The organism is Streptomyces sp. NPDC029164, assembly GCF_055563995.1.
Genome location: NZ_JBVHWW010000011.1, coordinates 1 through 19,362, shown reverse-complemented (window position 1 = coordinate 19,362; position 19,362 = coordinate 1). Strand labels below are relative to the sequence as shown.

At 70.3% G+C, this 19,362-nt stretch carries 20 protein-coding genes; 12 read left to right on the top strand and 8 right to left on the bottom strand.

The genetic code is table 11. The annotated features are described in order from the left end of the window. Nucleotides 1-157 precede the first annotated feature (157 nt). Nucleotides 158-1,354, bottom strand: coding sequence for a class I SAM-dependent methyltransferase (locus tag ACZ4VT_RS12675; protein WP_467948987.1), 1,197 nt, complete (start codon nt 1,352-1,354; stop codon nt 158-160). Nucleotides 1,355-1,549: 195 nt separating this feature from the next. On the opposite strand from ACZ4VT_RS12675, the gene ACZ4VT_RS12670 reads away from it, so the two are divergent. Both ACZ4VT_RS12670 and ACZ4VT_RS12665 read left to right on the top strand, forming a co-directional pair. Further along, nucleotides 1,550-2,422: a polysaccharide deacetylase family protein gene (locus ACZ4VT_RS12670; RefSeq protein WP_467948985.1), complete on the top strand. Its 873-nt coding sequence runs from the start codon at nt 1,550-1,552 to the stop codon at nt 2,420-2,422. Then, nucleotides 2,419-3,315 (top strand): polysaccharide deacetylase family protein, encoded by an 897-nt coding sequence (locus ACZ4VT_RS12665; RefSeq protein ID WP_467948983.1) that lies wholly within the window; start codon nt 2,419-2,421, stop codon nt 3,313-3,315. The genes ACZ4VT_RS12670 and ACZ4VT_RS12665 overlap by 4 nt, the downstream gene beginning before the upstream one ends. Nucleotides 3,316-3,835: 520 nt before the next feature. Here the strand turns inward: ACZ4VT_RS12665 and ACZ4VT_RS12660 are convergent. After that, on the bottom strand, nt 3,836-4,051 hold the full coding sequence (locus ACZ4VT_RS12660) for a hypothetical protein (RefSeq protein ID WP_467948981.1): 216 nt from the start codon (nt 4,049-4,051) through the stop codon (nt 3,836-3,838). Beyond that, nucleotides 4,044-4,199, bottom strand: a complete 156-nt coding sequence (locus ACZ4VT_RS12655) for a hypothetical protein (RefSeq protein WP_467948979.1) — start codon at nt 4,197-4,199, stop codon at nt 4,044-4,046. The genes ACZ4VT_RS12660 and ACZ4VT_RS12655 overlap by 8 nt, the downstream gene beginning before the upstream one ends. 196 nt (nt 4,200-4,395) lie before the next feature. Here ACZ4VT_RS12655 and ACZ4VT_RS12650 point away from each other — a divergent pair, with 196 nt between their 5' ends. From ACZ4VT_RS12650 to ACZ4VT_RS12640, 3 genes are read left to right on the top strand one after another with little or no spacing between them, the layout of a single operon-like run. Next, on the top strand, nt 4,396-4,830 hold the full coding sequence (locus tag ACZ4VT_RS12650) for a hypothetical protein (RefSeq protein WP_467948978.1): 435 nt from the start codon (nt 4,396-4,398) through the stop codon (nt 4,828-4,830). Beyond that, nucleotides 4,827-5,156, top strand: coding sequence for a hypothetical protein (locus ACZ4VT_RS12645; protein WP_467948976.1), 330 nt, complete (start codon nt 4,827-4,829; stop codon nt 5,154-5,156). The genes ACZ4VT_RS12650 and ACZ4VT_RS12645 overlap by 4 nt, the downstream gene beginning before the upstream one ends. Further along, nucleotides 5,143-5,610 carry an NUDIX hydrolase gene (locus ACZ4VT_RS12640; RefSeq protein WP_467948974.1) on the top strand — a complete coding sequence of 156 codons (468 nt, stop codon included), beginning with the start codon at nt 5,143-5,145 and terminating at the stop codon, nt 5,608-5,610. The genes ACZ4VT_RS12645 and ACZ4VT_RS12640 overlap by 14 nt, the downstream gene beginning before the upstream one ends. Before the next feature lie 447 nt (nt 5,611-6,057). Here the strand turns inward: ACZ4VT_RS12640 and ACZ4VT_RS12635 are convergent, their stop codons facing one another. Continuing rightward, on the bottom strand, nt 6,058-7,452 hold the full coding sequence (locus tag ACZ4VT_RS12635) for an FtsW/RodA/SpoVE family cell cycle protein (RefSeq protein WP_467948972.1): 1,395 nt from the start codon (nt 7,450-7,452) through the stop codon (nt 6,058-6,060). 911 nt (nt 7,453-8,363) lie between these two features. Here ACZ4VT_RS12635 and groES point away from each other — a divergent pair. Continuing rightward, on the top strand, nt 8,364-8,672 hold the full coding sequence (gene groES, locus ACZ4VT_RS12630) for a co-chaperone GroES (protein ID WP_030011064.1): 309 nt from the start codon (nt 8,364-8,366) through the stop codon (nt 8,670-8,672). 112 nt (nt 8,673-8,784) lie between these two features. Further along, nucleotides 8,785-10,413, top strand: coding sequence for a chaperonin GroEL (groL, locus tag ACZ4VT_RS12625; protein ID WP_467948970.1), 1,629 nt, complete (start codon nt 8,785-8,787; stop codon nt 10,411-10,413). 73 nt (nt 10,414-10,486) lie between these two features. Here the strand turns inward: groL and ACZ4VT_RS12620 are convergent, their stop codons facing one another. The 3 genes from ACZ4VT_RS12620 to ACZ4VT_RS12610 form a co-directional block, all read right to left on the bottom strand. Beyond that, nucleotides 10,487-11,197, bottom strand: a complete 711-nt coding sequence (locus ACZ4VT_RS12620; protein ID WP_467948968.1) for an ester cyclase — start codon at nt 11,195-11,197, stop codon at nt 10,487-10,489. Nucleotides 11,198-11,308: 111 nt separating this feature from the next. Continuing rightward, nucleotides 11,309-12,082: an SDR family NAD(P)-dependent oxidoreductase gene (locus ACZ4VT_RS12615; protein WP_467948967.1), complete on the bottom strand. Its 774-nt coding sequence runs from the start codon at nt 12,080-12,082 to the stop codon at nt 11,309-11,311. A 31-nt stretch (nt 12,083-12,113) separates the two neighbouring features. Next, nucleotides 12,114-12,800, bottom strand: coding sequence for an MOSC domain-containing protein (locus tag ACZ4VT_RS12610; RefSeq protein WP_467949212.1), 687 nt, complete (start codon nt 12,798-12,800; stop codon nt 12,114-12,116). Between the two features lie 91 nt (nt 12,801-12,891). Here ACZ4VT_RS12610 and ACZ4VT_RS12605 point away from each other — a divergent pair, with 91 nt between their 5' ends. Beyond that, nucleotides 12,892-13,791 carry a LysR family transcriptional regulator gene (locus tag ACZ4VT_RS12605; protein ID WP_467948965.1) on the top strand — a complete coding sequence of 300 codons (900 nt, stop codon included), beginning with the start codon at nt 12,892-12,894 and terminating at the stop codon, nt 13,789-13,791. 197 nt (nt 13,792-13,988) lie between these two features. On the opposite strand, the gene ACZ4VT_RS12600 is transcribed toward ACZ4VT_RS12605, so the two are convergent. Beyond that, the gene (locus ACZ4VT_RS12600; protein WP_030710411.1) at nt 13,989-14,315 is read right to left on the bottom strand and encodes a WhiB family transcriptional regulator; all 327 of its coding nucleotides are present in this window, start codon (nt 14,313-14,315) and stop codon (nt 13,989-13,991) included. A gap of 388 nt (nt 14,316-14,703) precedes the next feature. Between ACZ4VT_RS12600 and ACZ4VT_RS12595 the strand changes: the two genes are divergently transcribed. The 4 genes from ACZ4VT_RS12595 (at nt 14,704) to ACZ4VT_RS12580 (ending at nt 19,177) form a co-directional block, all read left to right on the top strand. Then, a complete protein-coding gene (locus ACZ4VT_RS12595) occupies nt 14,704-15,315 on the top strand; it encodes a response regulator transcription factor (RefSeq protein ID WP_003948568.1) in 612 nt (203 codons plus the stop codon). Nucleotides 15,316-15,663: 348 nt separating this feature from the next. Further along, nucleotides 15,664-16,293 carry a sigma-70 family RNA polymerase sigma factor gene (locus tag ACZ4VT_RS12590; protein ID WP_030389108.1) on the top strand — a complete coding sequence of 210 codons (630 nt, stop codon included), beginning with the start codon at nt 15,664-15,666 and terminating at the stop codon, nt 16,291-16,293. Between the two features lie 114 nt (nt 16,294-16,407). Continuing rightward, nucleotides 16,408-17,907, top strand: a complete 1,500-nt coding sequence (gene guaB, locus ACZ4VT_RS12585; protein ID WP_467948962.1) for an IMP dehydrogenase — start codon at nt 16,408-16,410, stop codon at nt 17,905-17,907. Between the two features lie 145 nt (nt 17,908-18,052). Further along, on the top strand, nt 18,053-19,177 hold the full coding sequence (locus tag ACZ4VT_RS12580; protein ID WP_467948960.1) for a GuaB3 family IMP dehydrogenase-related protein: 1,125 nt from the start codon (nt 18,053-18,055) through the stop codon (nt 19,175-19,177). The last annotated feature ends 185 nt before the right edge of the window (nt 19,178-19,362 follow it).

Below are 19,362 nucleotides of genomic sequence, written 5' to 3'. Positions count from 1 at the left end.
GCGCCGGTTGTGCCGGTCGCCGGGCGGCGCCGGCCCCGCGCCGGCTCCGCCAGTCGGGCCCGCCGCACGTGCTCCGCCGGCTGGCCGGGTCGCGGCCGCGCGGATGCCACTGCTCAGGCGGCACGGCAGGCGTCACGGCAGGCGGCACGGCAGGAAGTCACTGGTCGGGCAGCGCCGCAGGCGACCCGGCGGGGTGGCCGATCAGCATCGACGGGGCGCCCGCCACCCGGGTCAGGAAGACCGTCGCGGAGTTCGGGCCCTGCGGTTTGACCTTCTTGCGCAGCTCCTCCGGCTCGACCGCCGAGCCGCGCTTCTTCACGGTCAGGATGCCGACCCCGCGCTCGCGCAGCAGGGCCTTCAGCTTCTTCAGGCCGAACGGCAGCACGTCCGTGATCTCGTACGCCGTCGCGTACGGCGTCGCGCGCAGCTCGTCGGCGGTGATGTACGCGATGGTCGGGTCGATGAGCCGGCCGTCCAGCTGTTCGGCGACCTCGGCGACCAGGTGGGCGCGGATCACGGCGCCGTCGGGCTCGTACAGCCAGCGGCCGACCGGCCCGGCCGGCGGATCGGGCAGCGGATCGGCGGTCCGGAGCTCGCGCGGCCCGGGCAGCAGGGTGGCGCGCACGGTCCCCGGCGCGGTCCCGAACCAGAGCACCGCCTCCTTGACGTCCCCCTGGTCGGAGATCCACTCGGCCTCGGCCTCCTCCGGCACGGCCTCGTGCGGGATCCCGGGGGCGATCTTGATGGCCGCGTACTTCGCCGTACGGGCGGTGGCGACGGCCCAGGACAGCGGCGGCGAGTACGACTCCGGGTCGAAGACCCGCCCGCGCCCACCGCGCCGGGCCGGGTCGATGAAGACGGCGTCGTAGCCGGAGGCGTCGACCTCCGTCACGTCCGCCTCCCGGACCTCGATCAGGTCCGCCAGACCCAGCGCCTCGGCGTTGGCCCGCGCGACGGCGACCGTCAGCGGGTCGCGGTCCACCGCGAGCACCCGGATGCCGAGCCGGGCCAGGGCGAGGGCGTCCCCGCCGATGCCGCAGCACAGGTCGGCGAGGCTGCGTACGCCGAGGGCCGCGAGCCGCTCCGCCCGGTAGGCGGCCACGGACGCACGGGTGGCCATCTCGCCGCCGCCGGGCGTGAAGTACATCCGGAAGGCGTCCTCGGCGCCGAACTTCACCACCGCGCGCTGCCTCAGCCTGGCCTGCCCGAGCACGGCGGAGACCAGCCCGGCGGGGTGCTCGCGGCGCAGCCGGGTGGCCACGGCCAGCTCCTGGGCGGGGTCGTAGTCGCGGAGCGAGTCGAGGAGGGCGCGGCCCTCGGGGGTGAGGACGGCGGCGAAGTCTTCGGGGGTCACGGGTCCATTGTCGGCGACGGGGCGGACCCGGACGGTGTGGGCCAGTCGAAGGAAGGTGGGACCGCGTTCGCGGTGTCTTCCGGGGAGCCCGTGTGTCGGGTGCCAGGATGCGCTGCTATGCAGCTAGTACGACAAAAGGAACATAACTCGCAACAGGGTCACCGGTACGCGGCGGGTCCGCGCAGCCGGTTCGGGGTGGCCGTGGCAGCCCTGCTCGTCGCCGCCCTCGGAACGGCATGCGGCTCCGGCGGATCCGACGGGCCGGACAAGGCCGCGAAGGAGAAGGCCGCCAAGGCCGCCGAGGCGGGCGCCGCGGGCGCGCTCAGCGCCGCCGAGAAGGCCAAGGCGGCCCAGCAGGCACGCGTCGCCGCGGCGAAGCGGTGGGGGCTGCGCAAGACGCCTCTCACCGCCCCGGCCGCGCCGAAGGAGAAGCCCGAGATCACCACGCGCGACGGCTTCGAGGTCGAGGACCAGGAGGAGTACCCGCCGGTCTTCACCACCGTCCCGACCGAGGACAAGGTCGTCTTCCTGACGATCGACGACGGGTCGGAGAAGGATCCCGAGTTCCTGAAGATGATGAAGGAGCTGAAGATCCCGTACACGGCCTTCCTCAGCGACTACGTCGTGCGGGACAACTACCCGTACTTCAAGGAGATGCAGGCCGCCGGCGTCACCCTGAACAACCACACGATCAACCACCGCTACATGCCCGGCCTGTCGTACGAGCAGCAGCGCGAGGAGATCTGCGGTCAGCAGGACACCATCCAGAAGCAGTTCGGCAAGCGGCCGACCCTCTTCCGGCCGCCGTACGGCAACTACAACCAGGACACGCTGCGCGCCGCGAAGTCCTGCGGCATCAAGGCCGTCCCGCTGTGGAACGCCGAGGCGTTCACGAACCGCATGGACTACCGCGAGTGGGACCGGGACCTGCACCCCGGTGACATCATCCTCACGCACTTCCGGGGGAAGGAGGACTGGAAGGGCACGATGCCTGACATGATCCGTCATGTCATGAAGACCGTCACGGACAAGGGGTATGCCGTGGCCCGCCTGGAGGATTATCTGTGAAGCACGCGCGCCGGTTCGTAGCCGGAACGCTGGCGGCCGGCGCGCTCGCGCTGTCTCTGACGGGGTGCGGGGACAGCGCGGACAGCAGTGGACGACTGGGCCGCACGACGCAGGAGACGGAGACCGGGTCCAAGGACCCGAAGGGCGCCGACGCCACCAAGCCGTCGGCGCCCGCGACGCCTGCGCCGGGGGGCGCGGGCGACGAGGCGTACAGGAAATGGGGCCTGACGGCCCCGCTCGCCTACGCGCCGAAGCCCGCCCAGAAGCCGCAGATCCCGAAGGCGGACCCCGGCAAGGTCCCGGTGATAGACCGAATACCCGTGCCGGCCGGGGAGAAGGTCGTCTTCCTGACCTTCGACGACGGCGCGGAGAAGGATCCTGAATTCCTCAAGATGGCAGCCGACCTCAAGCTGCCGATCAGCATGTTCCTGACGCACAGTGTCGCGTCGTCGGACTACGGGCACTTCGAGAAGCTCCGCGACAACGGCTCCGGCAGCACGATAAACAACCACACGCTGAGCCACCCGAACCTCCGGACGCTCTCCTTCGCGGCGCAGAAGAAGGAGATATGCGGCCAGCAGGACCACCTGCAACAGCGCTTCGGCACGCGCCCGCCGCTCTTCCGCCCGCCCTTCGGCAACTACAACGACGACACCCTCCGGGCGGCCTCGGAGTGCGGTGTCTCGTCCCTGGTCCTGTGGCGGGTGTCGATGCAGATCAACAACTTCCAGTACGCCGAGGGCTCCGCCCTCCACCCGGGCGACATCATCCTGGCCCACTTCCGCGGCCCGTCCGAACTCAAGGGCACGACGGAGACCCAGATGACGACGCGCATGCTCCAACGCATCCAGGAACAGGGCTACCGCATAGGCCGCCTGGAGGACTACTTGTAGGGGGGCAGGGCTTCGGGGGCGGGGCTTCGGGCTGGGCGGGATCAGAGAAGCGCGGGCGGGGTTTCCCGTCAGTCTCTTCGTCCTTCCGTGTCGGGCCGGCCCCTCAAGGGCGCTCCTTCGTCGCGTCGCTACGCGATGGCCTACGGCCACCCTTGACCGACCGACCCGCCACGGAAACCCGAAGACAGCCGAGAAACCCCCAAAAGAACGAGCCGGGCGATCCAAGCAGGGACGGCCCCATCACAGATACGCGGGCAGGGGTCCCGGTGCGCACCACATCGCTACGCGCTCCCCACATCTCAGCGTCTGCCAGCCGTCCTGGGCCGGACATAAGCCGCATGCGATCGCTACACGCTTCGCACGTATCAGCGTCCGCCGACCGTCCTGGGCTGGACATAGGCCGCGTGCGCTCGCTACGCGCTTCGCACGTCTCAGCGACTGCCGGCCGTCTTGGGTCGGACATAGGCTGCATGCGATCGCTACCCGTTCCGCGATCACGGCGACTGCGATCGCAGGTGCGTCACTCTGCGGCCTCGGCCTCGACGTTGTTCACCGCAGTGGTGAATTCGCGGCCGGACGCGCCGCGGATGTAGGCCAGCTCCATCCAGTGCTCGGCGTCGGTGGCCGAGACGTTTTCGTTGATCACGGCCATCAACTCACCCTCGGCGCCGGAGGCGATGTCGCGGACGCGGCGGCGCAGGAGCCGGTGCGGCAGGTATTCATGCCGCTCACTCATCGGACGCCCCCTGCAAGGTGTCCAGGAATCGCTCCCAGCCGACCAGCGCCCGATCCAGCAAATCCGCGCTGGGCTCGTCCACCCCCGCTGTCCAGGCCGAGGGGGCGTCTTCTGTTGCGTTGCTGAACACGTTGCGGTGCTGCCGCATGCAGATCGCTCCTCCGTCACGAGCCCGCTCCGCGAGCGGCTCTCCTCTTCGCGGCCGAGGCGCCGTACGGCGCCCTGGGTCAGGCATGCATCGATGTTCCGTCGCTCGTCAGAGCGTTGCCACCGCGTTCGCAGGACGTTTGGGACGCTTCGCCACTACGGTTCATTCCGTCCCTGACGGGCTGTGGAGGCGAACTGTGAACCATGCGCTGCGCCGAGCGATGGCGAGTGCCAAGATGACCGAAGTGCAGCTCGCAGAAGCTTGTGGGGTCGATGCGAAGACGGTCGGTCGATGGGTCACCGAGTCGAACCGCATTCCTCACGCCCGCCACCGATGGGCAGCCTGCGAGGCCTTAGGCGAGGAGGAGGCAGCCTTGTGGCCCAACGCCGTCCGGTCAGCACTCACCACGGGGCCGGACAGAGAAGTAATCCAGGTCTTCCCCTATCGCTCGGCCGCGCCGGCAAGCCTGTGGAAGTCCCTCGTGACGAAGGCCCAGCGCGAGCTGGTATTCGCCGGATACACCAACTACTTCCTGTGGTTGGAGCAGGCGAACATGGCAGGCGCCCTGCGTCGTAAGGCCCAGGGTGGATGCCGGGTGCGGTTCCTGATCGCGACCCGGACAGCTCGGTGACTGCAGCACGAGAAGCTGAGGAAGGTGTACCGCTGACACTTTCCACCCGCATCGCCGTGACGCTGAACGAGCTGGAGAAGCTGCGCGACGTCACTGGTATCGAAGGCCGGTTCGAGACCGGGCACGTCAACCTTTCCGTGTTCCGGTTCGACGACGAGATGATCGTTACCCCGATCCTGGCCCGCAGGGTCGGCCACGATTCGCCGATGATGCACCTACGACGCAGGCAGGTGGACGGAATGTTCGACCGCTTCGTCGCTCACGTCGAAGAGCTGTGGAGTCGCGGACGCGACATTCGGGAGACGAGGCAAAATGCCCAGGCGTGACTACCAGGACGACCCCAATGCCCCCATAGCGAACAGCCTGGTGCCGGCGGCTTCAACGGTAGTCGTCGACGACCGCGGTCGGGTGTTGCTGCAGCGTCGCACAGACAACGGGATGTGGGCTCTGCCGGGCGGCAAGATGGAACTGGGGGAGAGCATCGGCGACTGCGCGGTCCGGGAGACTCTTGAGGAAACCGGCATCACGGTCGAGATCACGGGAATCGTCGGTACGTACACCGACCCGGGACACGTCTTTGCCTACGACGACGGCGAAGTCCGGCAGGAATTCTCGATCTGTCTTCTCGCGCGCCCCACCGGGGGCAGCTTCCGAACGTCTGACGAGTCATTCGAAGTCGCGTGGTTTACTCCCGAGGCCACTGACGACCTTCCGATGGTGCCCAGCATCCGCAAACGCATCAGCGATTGGCGAGCCGGGCGGGGCCCTGTCGTCCGCTGATGCCACGGAGCTTCTATGGCCTATGTCCTGCTACAGGCAGATCGCAGTCGCCGTGATCGCGGAGCGCGTAGCCCAGGACGGTCGGCGGACGCTGATACGTGCGAAGCGTGTAGCGATCGCATGCGGCCTATGTCCGGCCCAGGACGGCTGGCAGACGCTGAGATGTGGGGAGCGCGTAGTGATCGGGTGCGCACCGGGACCCCCGCCCGGAAGGCGCCGACGGGGCCGTCCCTGAAAGGAGGACCCGGCTCGTTCTTTTGGGGGTTTCTCGGCTGTCTTCGGGTTTCCGTGGCGGGTCGGTCGGTCAAGGGTGGAGCGCAGCGACATCGCGTAGCGACGCGACGAAGGAGCGCCCTTGAGGGGCCGGCCCGCCACGGAAGGACGATGAGACTGACGGGAAACCCCGCCCGCGCTTCTCTGATCCCGCCCAGCCCGAAGCCCCGCCCCCTACACCCGCACCACCGGCGTGATCGTCGTTTCCGCCGGGCCGCGGGCGTCGGCTTGGCGTTGGCGTTCCGCGCTGTCGCTGATGCGCAGGAGGAGGGCGATCATGATCCAGTTGGCCAGGAGGGACGAGCCGCCCTTGGCCAGGAAGGGGAGGGCCTTGCCGGTCAGGGGAATCAGGCCCGTCACGCCGCCCGCGACCACGAACACCTGTAGGGCCAGCGCCGAGGCCAGGCCGACCGCCAGCAGTTTGCCGAACGGGTCGCGGGCGCCGAGTGCCATGCGCAGCCCCCGCTGCACGAGGAGTGCGTAGAGGATCAGTACGGCCATGACCCCGGCCAGGCCGAGCTCCTCGCCCACCGTGGTCAGGATGAAGTCGCTGCGCCCCGCGAACGCGATCAGCTCGGGGTGGCCCAGGCCGAGGCCCGTGCCCGAGATGCCGCCCGTGCCGAAGCTGAACAGCGCCTGCGCCGACTGGTCCGAGGTGACCCCCGGCGGCCGGTTCTCCCAGTAGTACGACAGCGGGTTGAGCCACGCCGCCACACGCGCCTTGACGTGGGGCTCCGTCGAGCCGACGACGAACGCGCCGGCCGAGGCCATGACCAGGCCGCAGACGATCCAGCCGGTGCGCTCGGTGGCGACGTACAGCATGACCACGAACACGCCGAAGAAGATCAGCGAGGTGCCGAGGTCGCGCTCGAAGACCAGCACCAGCATCGAGACGATCCACACCGTGACGATCGGCCCGAGCTGCCGCATCGGCGGCAGCCGCATGCCCAGGAACCTGCGGCCCGTCAGCGCCAGCGAGTCCCGGTGGATGACCAGGTACCCGGCGAAGAAGACCGCGATCATGATTTTCACGAACTCACCGGGCTGCAGCGAGAAGCCGAAGAGTTTGATCCACCGCTTCGCGCCGTAGGTGTCCGCGCCGAAGAAGGCCGGCGCGATCAGCAGCACCAGCGCGACGGCCATCGTGATGTAGATGAACCGTTGCAGCAGCCGGTGGTCGCGCAGCAGCGCCAGCACCAGCAGGCAGGCGGCGACCCCTACCACCGTCCACATCAGCTGCCCGGGGGCGTTCGCGTCCGAGTTGTAGCGCTCGATATAGCCCTGGTCGAGGCGGTGGAGCAGCACCAGCCCGAGCCCCGTCAGCAGCATCGCGAGGGGGAAGACCAGGGGGTCCGCGTAGGCCGCGAAGCGGCGCACGCCCAAGTGCCCCACCAGCGACAGCAGGGTCATGCTGATGGTGAAGCCGGCGAGGTTGGGCGGCAGCTCGTCGTTCATGGCGAGGCCCGCGGCGGCGTGGCCGAAGACGGCGATGGCGATCACGAAGACCAGGAGCAGCGCCTCGGTGCGGCGGCGGGCGCCCGCCGAGGTCAGGGGCTTCAGTCCACGCACGGGATGCCGCCACCGTCGTTGGGGGCGGACGGGGGTGAGGACGGTGCGCCGGGGCCGGGGGAAGCCTTCGGTCCGATCTGCTCGATAATGAGGCGCTTTATCTTCATATCATCTACGACGTTGATGCCCTCCCCATGGTTCCTTCCGAAGCCTTCGATGGGAAGCGTGGTGAACCGCACCGTCCTGCTTCGCGGCGTCGACCAGCTTGAGCCTGGCCCCTGCGGGGGGCTCGGCGGTGTGTGGCTGGCCCCCTGCGGGCGGTTCGAAGGTGTGGGTCGGTGCCCCGCACGAGGGTCTCCTCGGCTCGCGCCTGCGGGGATGGTCCAGTGGTGCGGCCTGGGTTGCGCGCTCGTCCTGCGGGGACCCTCCTGCGTGTCCCCGCCCCACGCCTGGGCTTCGGCGGCGGGAGGGGAGTGGGGACGTGGCGGGGTGTCCCCGCAGGCCGAGCGCGCAACCCGGGCCGAACGGCCGGGACAGGCCCGCAGGCGCGAGCCGAGGAGACATCCCGGCGCGGCACCACGGACCGACCCCTACCGACAAGCCCGCCGGAAACCCTGCCGAGCCGCCCGCAGGGCAAACGCGCCGCGGGTCGACTCCCGCCGACAAGCCCGCAGTGCCGCCCGCAGGGCAACCGGCCGAGGAACGGCTCCGCCGACGGGGCCGGAAAGCCTGCCGGGCCGCCGCAGGGCAACCGGGGGGCCGGGCCGGGCCCGGGGAAAACGACACCCCCGGCGGCCAGAATTGGCACTCCGCTTGACCGAGTGCTAATCGCCGGAATAGTCTCGCACCTGGCACTCGCCGCTGGTGAGTGCCAACACAGCGACAGGCAGATCCGGCACCCGCGACGACGGATCGACCTGGTCGCCACCTCAGACAGTTAACCCCGGATCTCCGAAGGGGGAGGTCGGATCGTGACGACCGCCAGCTCCAAGGTTGCCATCAAGCCGCTTGAGGACCGCATTGTGGTCCAGCCGCTCGACGCCGAGCAGACCACGGCCTCCGGCCTGGTCATCCCGGACACCGCGAAGGAGAAGCCCCAGGAGGGCGTCGTCCTCGCGGTGGGCCCGGGTCGCTTCGAGGACGGCCAGCGTCTCCCGCTGGACGTCACCGTCGGCGACATCGTGCTCTACAGCAAGTACGGCGGCACCGAAGTGAAGTACAGCGGCGAGGAGTACCTCGTCCTCTCGGCTCGCGACGTGCTCGCGATCGTCGAGAAGTAATTCTCTTCATCAGTACTGCTTTGAGCTGCGCCCCTGGTCACCCCGCTGATTGCCGGGCGGCGAGGGGCGCAGTTCGTTAAACCCGAGTTTTCGAGAGGGCTGAACCGCTCCCATGGCGAAGATCCTGAAGTTCGACGAGGACGCCCGTCGCGCCCTCGAGCGCGGCGTCAACAAGCTTGCCGACACGGTCAAGGTGACGATCGGCCCCAAGGGCCGCAACGTCGTCATCGACAAGAAGTTCGGCGCCCCCACCATCACCAACGACGGTGTCACCATCGCCCGCGAGGTCGAGCTGGACGACCCGTACGAGAACCTGGGCGCGCAGCTCGTGAAGGAGGTGGCGACCAAGACCAACGACATCGCGGGTGACGGCACCACCACCGCCACCGTGCTGGCCCAGGCGCTGGTCCGCGAGGGTCTGCGCAACGTCGCCGCGGGTGCCTCCCCGGCCGCCCTGAAGAAGGGCATCGACGCCGCGGTCAAGGCGGTCTCCGAGGAGCTCCTCGCGACCGCCCGCCCGATCGAGGACAAGTCCGACATCGCCGCCGTGGCCGCGCTCTCCGCGCAGGACCAGCAGGTCGGCGAGCTCATCGCCGAGGCGATGGACAAGGTCGGCAAGGACGGTTTCATCACCGTCGAGGAGTCCAACACCTTCGGCCTGGAGCTGGAGTTCACCGAGGGCATGGCCTTCGACAAGGGCTACCTCTCCCCGTACATGGTCTCCGACCAGGAGCGTATGGAGGCCGTCCTCGACGACCCGTACATCCTGATCAACCAGGGCAAGATCTCCTCGATCCAGGACCTCCTGCCCCTGCTGGAGAAGGTCATCCAGGCCGGCGGCTCCCGCCCGCTGCTGATCATCGCCGAGGACGTCGAGGGCGAGGCGCTCTCCACCCTCGTCGTCAACAAGATCCGCGGCACCTTCAACGCGGTCGCCGTCAAGGCCCCCGGCTTCGGTGACCGCCGCAAGGCGATGCTCCAGGACATGGCCACCCTCACCGGTGCCACCGTCATCGCCGAGGAGGTCGGCCTCAAGCTCGACCAGGCCGGTCTGGACGTACTGGGCTCCGCCCGCCGCGTGACCATCTCCAAGGACGACACCACCATCGTCGACGGTGGCGGCAGCCACGAAGAGGTCGTCGGGCGCGTCAACCAGATCAAGGCCGAGATCGAGTCCACCGACTCGGACTGGGACCGCGAGAAGCTGCAGGAGCGCCTGGCGAAGCTCGCCGGCGGCGTCTGCGTCATCAAGGTCGGCGCCGCCACCGAGGTGGAGCTCAAGGAGAAGAAGCACCGCCTTGAGGACGCCATCTCGGCGACCCGCGCCGCGGTCGAGGAGGGCATCGTCTCCGGCGGTGGCTCCGCGCTCGTCCACGCCGTCAAGGTCCTCGAGGGCAACCTCGGCCTGTCGGGCGACGAGGCCACCGGTGTCGCGGTCGTGCGCCGCGCCGCCGTCGAGCCGCTGCGCTGGATCGCCGAGAACGCCGGTCTCGAGGGTTACGTCATCACCTCGAAGGTCGCCGAGCTCGACAAGGGCCAGGGCTTCAACGCCGCCACCGGCGAGTACGGCGACCTGGTCAAGGCCGGCGTCATCGACCCGGTGAAGGTCACCCGTTCCGCGCTGGAGAACGCCGCCTCCATCGCCTCCCTGCTGCTCACGACCGAGACCCTGGTCGTCGAGAAGCCGGCGGAGGACGAGGGCGACGCCGGTCACGGCCACGGTCACGGCCACAGCCACTGATCGCGCACCACGCCGAGAAGGCCCCGTTCCGCAGCCGCGGAGCGGGGCCTTCCCCGTGGTTCGGCCCCGGGCCTCAGGCTCCGTAGGGCGATCCGGAGCCGCCCATCTGGCGCTGCAGTGCTCCGGGGTTGTAATGCCACCAGCCCTCGACGATCTCTCCGTCCAGGCACCGGAAGGTGGTGCTCCCGGACATCTCGTACGTCTTCCCGGTCGGTGCGACCCCCATGAACATCCCCTTGTGGGTGCCGCGCCAGTTCCACACCGTCGTGACCATGTCGCCCTCGGCCAGCTGGGCCGTCGGCTCGAAGGTCATGTCGAAGGCGGCGCGCCAGGTCTCCATGTCCGACCGCATGGCGTCGCGTCCGATGACGGTGGATTCCTCCTTGCTGACGTCGTGGTCGATGTAGTTCGTCGCGAAGCACTCGTCCAGGACGCTCATGTCGCCCTTCATGGCCGCTTCCTGGAACACCCGGTCGGCGAGCTGCTTGTTGAGGTGCTCGTCGCGGACCACATCGAGGTTCATGAACTTCGGCATGCCTTCGCAGAGGGCCACCATCTCCTTGAACATCCGGTCCGTCTCCGGGAGCTGAGAGTTCTTCATGGCCTCCTCGTACGAGGCGAATTCCACCATGTCCACGTAGTGGCTCGGGGCCTCGCGGTCCTGGCCGATCATCGTGTGCGTGGCGGTCCGCCGGCCGCTGCTCTGCTCCGCCCAGCGGTCGATGAGCGCGTTCATCTCATCGAACCGCTTCGTCTCATAATCGATCACTTGTACGAATGTCATCGCGTCGCCTCCCGCTGGAGATGGGACATGTCCAGTTTAGGGAGAGTTCGCCCGTTTGGCGGTCCGGCGGCGGCTTACCGACAGGTCGCGCTCACCGACGGGTCACGGACGCTATTGGGGCCCGTACTTGCGGCCCGTACGCGAGGACACCCCGCCGAGCAGGCCGCGCGGCGTCAGCTTCACCACGCCCATCAGCGCCTTGTACCGCGGGTCCGGGATCGACACCGTCTTGCCCCGTGCCAGGTCGGCCAGGGCCGCCGCCACCAGCTTGTCGGCGTCCAGCCACATCCAGCCCGGGATGTTGTCCGTGCCCATGCCGGCGCGCTGGTGGAACTCCGTACGCACGAAGCCGGGGCACAGCGCCATCAGCCGCACCCCGGACCCCGCCAGGTCCCGCGCCGCGCCCTGGGTGAACTGCACGACCCAGGCCTTGCTCGCCCCGTACGTGCCGCGCGGCACGAAGGCGGCGACCGAGGCCACGTTGATCACGCCGCCGCGGCCGCGCGTGCGCATCGACTCGGTGGCCGCCGAAGTCAGCCGCAGGACCGCCTCGATGTGCACCTTCAGCATGGTCAGCTCGTCGGCCATGGAGACTTCGAGGTAGCGGCCCTTGTTGCCGAATCCGGCGTTGTTGACCAGCAGGTCCACCGGGTGGGTGCGGTCGCCGAGCCGCCGCTCGACCGCCGCGATGCCCCCCTCCGTGGAGAGGTCGGCGGCCAGCACCTCGGCCTCGATGCCGTGCCGGTCGTGCAGCTCGGTGGCCTGCTCGCCGAGCCGCTTGGTGTCACGCGCCACCAGCACCAGGTTGTGGCCCTGGGCGGCGAGCCGCCGGGCGAAGGCGGCGCCGATGCCCGCCGTGGATCCCGTAATCAACGCAGTCGTCATAGGCGCAACCTAGCCGCCCCGGGTGACGGCGCTACCGCGCCCCTGCGCCGGCCCCGTGCTTCTCCATGTACCGGCGCACCCGCTCGTGGGCCTCCGGTTCCATCGCCGCCCCCGCCGCCAGGGTGCGCGGCAGCAGCGCGCGTTCGGTGGTGAAGGCGCGGAACCACAGTTCCACCGTCACGTCGTGGTCCGGCCGGTGGACGATCTCGACGGCGTCGCCGGGGGAGACCGAGCCCTCCCGGATCACCCGCAGGTACGCGCCCGGCCGGGCGGCCTGGGTGAACCGCTTGACCCAGGCGGTCTCGCCCAGGACCCCCTGGAAGGTCCGGCACGGGATGCGGGCCGAGGCCACTTCGAGGACGAGGTCCGGGCCGACCCGCCAGTGGTCGCCGAGCCGCGCGGTGTTCAGGTCGATGCCGGAGGTGGTGAGGTTCTCGCCGAAGATCCCGCCGGGCAGCTCGCGGCCCAGCTCGCCCGCCCACCAGTCCAGGTCCTCGCGCGCGTACGCGTAGACGGCCTGGTGGTCGCCGCCGTGGTGGCGCCGGTCGCAGACGGCGTCGCCCTCCAGGCCGCTGCCGCGCCCGGTGGCCTTCGGGCCGGGGGCGCTGACGCGGACCGGCCCGGGGACGGGGCGCTTGCCGATGCCCGTCACCCCGCCCTCGGCGTCGGTGTAGTCGACGGCCGTTGCGCGGCCGAGGTTGACGGAGATCAGTTGCATGGTGCCCATGGGGACACGCTAGCGGCGCGTGAGACCCAAAGCGTCCCGGAGAGATTCGCGCGGCAGTCAAAGCAGGGCTTATGCTCGAAGGGTGATCGAGGCACGTCATCTCCGGGTTCTGCGCGCTGTCGCCGGGACCGGATCCTTCTCCGCCGCCGCCCGCGAGCTCGGCTGCACCCAGCCCGCCGTCTCCCAGCAGATGAAGGCGCTGGAGCAGTCGGCCGGCACGCCGCTGCTCATCCGGACCGGCCGCGAGATGCGGCTGACCCAGGCCGGTGAGGCCCTGGTCCGGCACGCCGCCGGGATCCTGGCCGGGCTGACCGCCGCCGAGGAGGAGGTCGCGGCCATCGCCGGGCTGCGCGCGGGCCGGGTCCGGCTCGTGTCCTTCCCCAGCGGCAGCTCCACGCTGGTGCCGACCGCGCTCGCGGCGATGCGTGCCGAGCACCCGGGCACCCGGATCTCGCTGGTCGAGGCGGAGCCGCCGCGGTCGGTGGAGATGCTGCGCGAGGGCGACTGCGACCTGGCCCTCGCCTTCCGCTACGGCGGGGCCGCCGGCTCCGCCGCGGAGTGGGAGGACCTCATCGTGCGGCCGCTGCTGACGGACCGGCTCGTCGGGCTGGTCCCGGACGGGCACCGGCTGGCGGGGGCGGAGCGCGTGGGCATGGCCGAACTGGCCGACGAGCCCTGGATCGCGGGCTGTCCGCGCTGCCGCCGCCACTTGGTGGAGGTGTGCGAGGGCGTCGGCTTCACCCCGCGCATCGACTTCGCCACCGACGACTACCCGGCGGTGGTCGGGCTGGTCGGCGCGGGGCTGGGCGTCGCGGTGCTGCCGGAGCTCGCGGTGGAGTCCGTACGGGCCAAGGGCGTGAGCACGGTCGTCGTGGAACCGGCCGTCGAGCGGGAGGTCGTGGCGCTGACCCTGCCCGACCTGGCCCGCGTACCTGCGGTGGCCGCGACCCTGGCCGAGCTGGAGCGGGCCGCCACGCGCTGACGACCGGGCTGACGACCGCGCTGACGACCGCGCCGGCGGGACCGCGTGCGACCGCCGGCGAACCGCGCGCAACCGGCCGTACGCACACACTCAGCTGGGTGCGTACGGCCGAACGCGTGAAATCCGGGCCCGGAGGCGACACGCCCGGGCGTGCAGGTGATTCGCAGAAACGTTCCTTCGGACGTTTCGTCGAGCGCTCAGTCCGGAGCGATGGGCCCGATCGCACTCGACGCGGGGATCAGGCGATGCCGGGCGCGGCCCATCAGTTCCTCGCGTTCGTCCTCGGTCAGGCCTCCCCACACTCCGTAGGGCTCGCGGACGGCGAGTGCGTGCGCGGCACATTCCGCGCGGACCGGGCATCGCATGCAGACCTCTTTAGCCGAGGCCTCGCGCGCGCTCCTGGCCGCGCCCCGCTCGCCTTCCGGGTGGAAGAAGAGGGAGCTGTCGACCCCGCGGCAGGCAGCCAGCAGCTGCCAGTCCCAGAGGTCGGCGTTCGGTCCGGGGAGGCGGGAGAAATCTGCCATTGGTAGTCCTCTTGGTGCCGGTACTGAGGCGGATACGGTCGATTCTCCAAGGGTCTCCACACCTACTGTCGGAGTAGATGTAAATATGACTCATTGGGAATCTAGCCTCAGACACATGCCAAACGGAAGGAAAGCCGCCAAATAGGGCATAGCTCCAGATGGAGGACAGGTGGCTTGTGGCGTCGACGCCGTGATCGCTTCCTCACGTAGAGTGCCGAAGGTGTCCGTCCGACCCGTAACTCTTTCGAGTGACCATCGTTGAGAGTGCGAAGGCGGTTGAACCAATAAGTTCTCGGACAGGTGTCCGGGGGCATCGACCGCACAGGTGACGATACGTACCAGCCTGGAGGCTCAAGGTGACGCGCATCAGCAGCTGCGGAGGGCGGTCATGACATCCGTCCTCGTCTGCGACGACTCCCCGCTTGCCCGAGAGGCGCTCCGTCGCGCGGTTGCCACCGTGCCCGGCGTCGAGCGTGTGACGACGGCTGCCAACGGCGAGGAAGTCCTCCGCCGCTGGGGTGCCGACCGCTCCGACCTGATTCTGATGGATGTACGGATGCCCGGGCTCGGCGGTGTGGAGACGGTCCGTCGGCTGCTCTCGGCCGACCCCGGAGCCCGCATCATCATGCTGACGGTCGCCGAGGACCTGGACGGCGTGGCCCTCGCGGTCGCCGCCGGCGCCCGCGGCTACCTGCACAAGGACGCCTCGCGCGCCGAACTGCGGGCCACGGTCACCCAGGCCCTGGCCGACCCGACCTGGCGACTGGCCCCGCGCCGGCTCCGCTCGGCCGAGATGGGCGCCGCGCCCACGCTCACCGCGCGCGAGATCCAGGTACTGGAGGGCATGAGCCACGGCCGGTCCAACGCGGAGATCGGGCGCGAGCTCTTCCTCTCCGAGGACACGGTCAAGACGCACGCCCGCAGGTTGTTCAAGAAGCTCGGCGCCTCGGACCGGGCGCACGCCGTGGCACTCGGATTCCGCTGGGGTCTGGTCCGCTGACCCGCAGGTCGCGGCCGGGCCCGGCCCGGTCCGCCGCAGACCGCGGATCGTCGAGAGCGGTCCCGTCCGCCACGGGCGGACGGGGCGGCGCGCCGCCCTCGATTCCGGTGTAGCCCTGTCCCGCCGTACCCGGTGCGCACCCGGGGGTTGGCGGGGCACAATCCGGGGGACGTCTCGCTTCGCGCGCGATGCCGCATCCTTGAGGGTGTGGAGTCTCTCGGAGACTATTCGGCCGAGCGGGAGGGGAGGGCGCAGATGACGAGCTCAGGCGCACCCGCTCATAACGCTTCGATGCACAACAAGGGCCACGGTGCCGCGGATGCTCCGGCGCCAAGGCACCATGGATTGATGCGCGACGACGAGGCCCTGGGGTCACCCGCGGCCACAGGCCCCACCGGCGCCGCCAAAGGCGGCAGTGCCGGGGGTGTCAGCGCGCTCGTACGCAGGGCGGTCGAGGGCGACGAGCAGGCCACGCACGACCTGCTCGCCTTCGTGCACCCCCTCGCGATCCGCTACTGCCGCACGCGGCTGTCACGGCTCCCGGGTGACGCTCGTCACTTCGTGGAGGACCTGGCGCAGGAGGTCTGCGTCGCGGTGCTGATGGCCTTGCCGCGCTACCGGGACACCGGGCGGCCCTTCGAGGCCTTCGTCTTCGCCATCGCCGCGCACAAGGTCGCCGATCTGCAGCGGGCCGCCATGCGGCACCCCGGCAGTACGGCCGTGCCCTCCGACGAGATGCCGGAGCGGCCCGACGACTCGCTGGGCCCGGAGGAGCGGGCGCTGCTGAGCAGCGACGCCGCCTGGGCCAAGAAGCTGCTGGCCAACCTGCCGGAGAACCAGCGCGAGCTCCTCGTACTGCGGGTGGCCGTCGGGCTGACCGCGGAGGAGACCGGGCAGATGCTCGGAATGTCCCCCGGAGCCGTGCGCGTGGCACAGCACCGGGCGCTCAGCAGGCTGCGGGCACTCGCCGAGCAGTAGGAGGAGTCGTAGGAAGCGACGAATCTTCTGCTTGACCTTGGTCGTGGAATGAGACGCGTCGGGATCCCGTTAGCATGGACATCCGCGCTGAGCAAGACCATTTGGGAAGGTGTCATGACCGCCGACGGAGTGCCCGACAAATTCGCCACGCTCGGACTGACCTACGACGACGTGCTGCTGCTGCCGGGCGCGTCGGACATGTCGCCTGATGCGATCGACACCTCTTCCCTCATCTCCAAGAACGTCCGTGTGAACGTCCCGCTGCTGTCCGCGGCCATGGACAAGGTCACCGAGGCCCGCATGGCCATCGCGATGGCCCGCCAGGGCGGCGTGGGCGTGCTGCACCGCAACCTCTCCATCGTCGACCAGGCCAACCAGGTCGACCTGGTCAAGCGCTCCGAGTCCGGCATGGTCACCGACCCGATCACGGTGCACCCGGACGCGACGCTGGGCGAGGCCGACCAGCTCTGTGCGAAGTTCCGCATCTCCGGCGTCCCGGTCACCGACGCCGCCGGCAAGCTCCTCGGCATCGTCACCAACCGCGACATGGCCTTCGAGTCGGACCGCAGCCGCCAGGTGCGCGAGGTCATGACGCCGATGCCGCTGGTCACGGGCAAGGTCGGCATCTCCGGCGTGGACGCCATGGAGCTGCTGCGCCGCCACAAGATCGAGAAGCTTCCGCTGGTCGACGACGCGGGCATCCTCAAGGGCCTCATCACGGTCAAGGACTTCGTCAAGGCCGAGAAGTACCCGAACGCCGCCAAGGACAAGGGCGGCCGGCTGCTCGTCGGCGCGGCCGTCGGTGTCGCCGGCGACGCGTACGAGCGCGCCCAGGCGCTGATCGAGGCGGGCGCCGACTTCATCGTCGTCGACACCGCCCACGGCCACTCCCGCCTGGTCGGCGACATGGTCGCCAAGATCAAGTCGAACTCCACCGTCGACGTCATCGGCGGCAACGTCGCCACCCGCGACGGCGCCCAGGCGCTGATCGACGCCGGCTGCGACGGCATCAAGGTCGGCGTGGGCCCCGGCTCCATCTGCACCACCCGCGTCGTCGCCGGCATCGGCGTCCCGCAGGTCACCGCGATCTACGAGGCCTCGCTCGCCGCCAAGGCGGCCGGCGTCCCGGTCATCGGTGACGGCGGCCTGCAGTACTCCGGCGACATCGCCAAGGCCCTGGTCGCGGGCGCCGACACGGTGATGCTCGGCTCGCTGCTCGCGGGCTGCGAGGAGTCCCCGGGCGAGCTGCTCTTCATCAACGGCAAGCAGTTCAAGTCCTACCGCGGCATGGGCTCGCTCGGCGCGATGCAGTCCCGCGGCGACCAGCGCTCCTTCTCCAAGGACCGCTACTTCCAGGAGGGCGTGGGCGGCGACGACAAGCTCATCCCCGAGGGCATCGAGGGCCAGGTCCCGTACCGCGGCCCGCTCTCCGCGGTCGTGCACCAGCTCGTCGGCGGCCTGCGCCAGTCGATGTTCTACGTCGGCGGCCGCACGGTCCCCGAGCTGCAGGACCGGGGCCGCTTCGTCCGGATCACCTCGGCGGGGCTCAAGGAGAGCCACCCGCACGACATCCAGATGACGGTGGAAGCACCGAACTACTCCCGCAAGGGGTAGCAGCCGACCCAGAGGGGCGGGCCCGGGAGACCGGGGCCCGCCCCTTCGGCGTGGGGGCCGCTCGTCCGTACAGCGGTCACCGGAACGCGGGCCCCCGGCGTTCGGGGATACTGGACGGGCAGACCCAGAGGAAAGGCCACCACACGTGACTGAGATCGAGATCGGGCGCGGCAAGCGCGGCCGCAGGGCGTACGCGTTCGACGACATCGCCATCGTCCCGAGCCGGCGTACCCGGGACCCGAAGGAGGTCTCGATCGCCTGGCAGATCGACGCGTACCGCTTCGAGCTCCCCTTCCTGGCCGCCCCCATGGACTCGGTCGTCTCCCCGCAGACCGCGATCCGCATCGGCGAGCTCGGCGGCCTCGGCGTGCTGAACCTCGAAGGCCTGTGGACCCGGTACGAGGACCCGCAGCCGCTGCTCGACGAGATCACGGAGCTGGACGAGGAGTCCGCCACCCGCCGTCTCCAGGAGATCTACTCCGCGCCGATCCAGGCGGACCTGATCCGCCGGCGGATCAAGGAGGTGCGCGACTCGGGCGTCGTCACCGCCGCCGCGCTCTCCCCGCAGCGCACCGCCGAGTTCTCCAAGGCCGTCGTCGACGCGGGCGTGGACATCTTCGTGATCCGCGGCACCACCGTGTCGGCCGAGCACGTCTCGGGCGCCGCCGAACCGCTGAACCTCAAGCAGTTCATCTACGAGCTCGACGTCCCGGTCATCGTGGGCGGCTGCGCCACCTACACGGCGGCCCTGCACCTGATGCGCACCGGAGCCGCGGGCGTCCTGGTGGGCTTCGGCGGCGGCGCCGCGCACACCACGCGCAACGTGCTCGGCATCCAGGTCCCGATGGCGACCGCCGTCGCGGACGTGGCCGCGGCCCGCCGCGACTACATGGACGAGTCCGGCGGCCGCTACGTGCACGTCATCGCCGACGGCGGCGTGGGCTGGTCGGGCGACATCCCGAAGGCCGTCGCCTGCGGCGCGGACGCCGTGATGATGGGCTCCCCGCTGGCCCGTGCCACGGACGCGCCCGGCAAGGGCAACCACTGGGGCATGGAGGCCGTCCACGAGGACGTGCCGCGCGGCAAGAAGGTCAACCTCGGCACGGTCGGCACCACCGAGGAGATCCTCACCGGTCCCTCGCACAGCCCGGACGGATCGATGAACATCTTCGGCGCGCTGCGCCGCTCGATGGCCACCACCGGCTACAGCGAGCTCAAGGAGTTCCAGCGGGTCGAGGTCACCATCGCGGACTCGCAGCACAGCCGCTGACCGCCGCGCCCGTACGCCGGAGGGGGGGGGGGGGGGGGGGGGGGGGGGGGGGGGGGGGGGGGGGGGGGGGGGGGGGGGGGGGGGGGGGGAGGGGGGGGGGGGGGAGGGGGGGGGGGGGGGGGGGGGGGGGGGGGGGGGGGGGGGGGGGGGGGGGGGGGGGGGGGGGGGGGGGGGGGGGGGGGGGG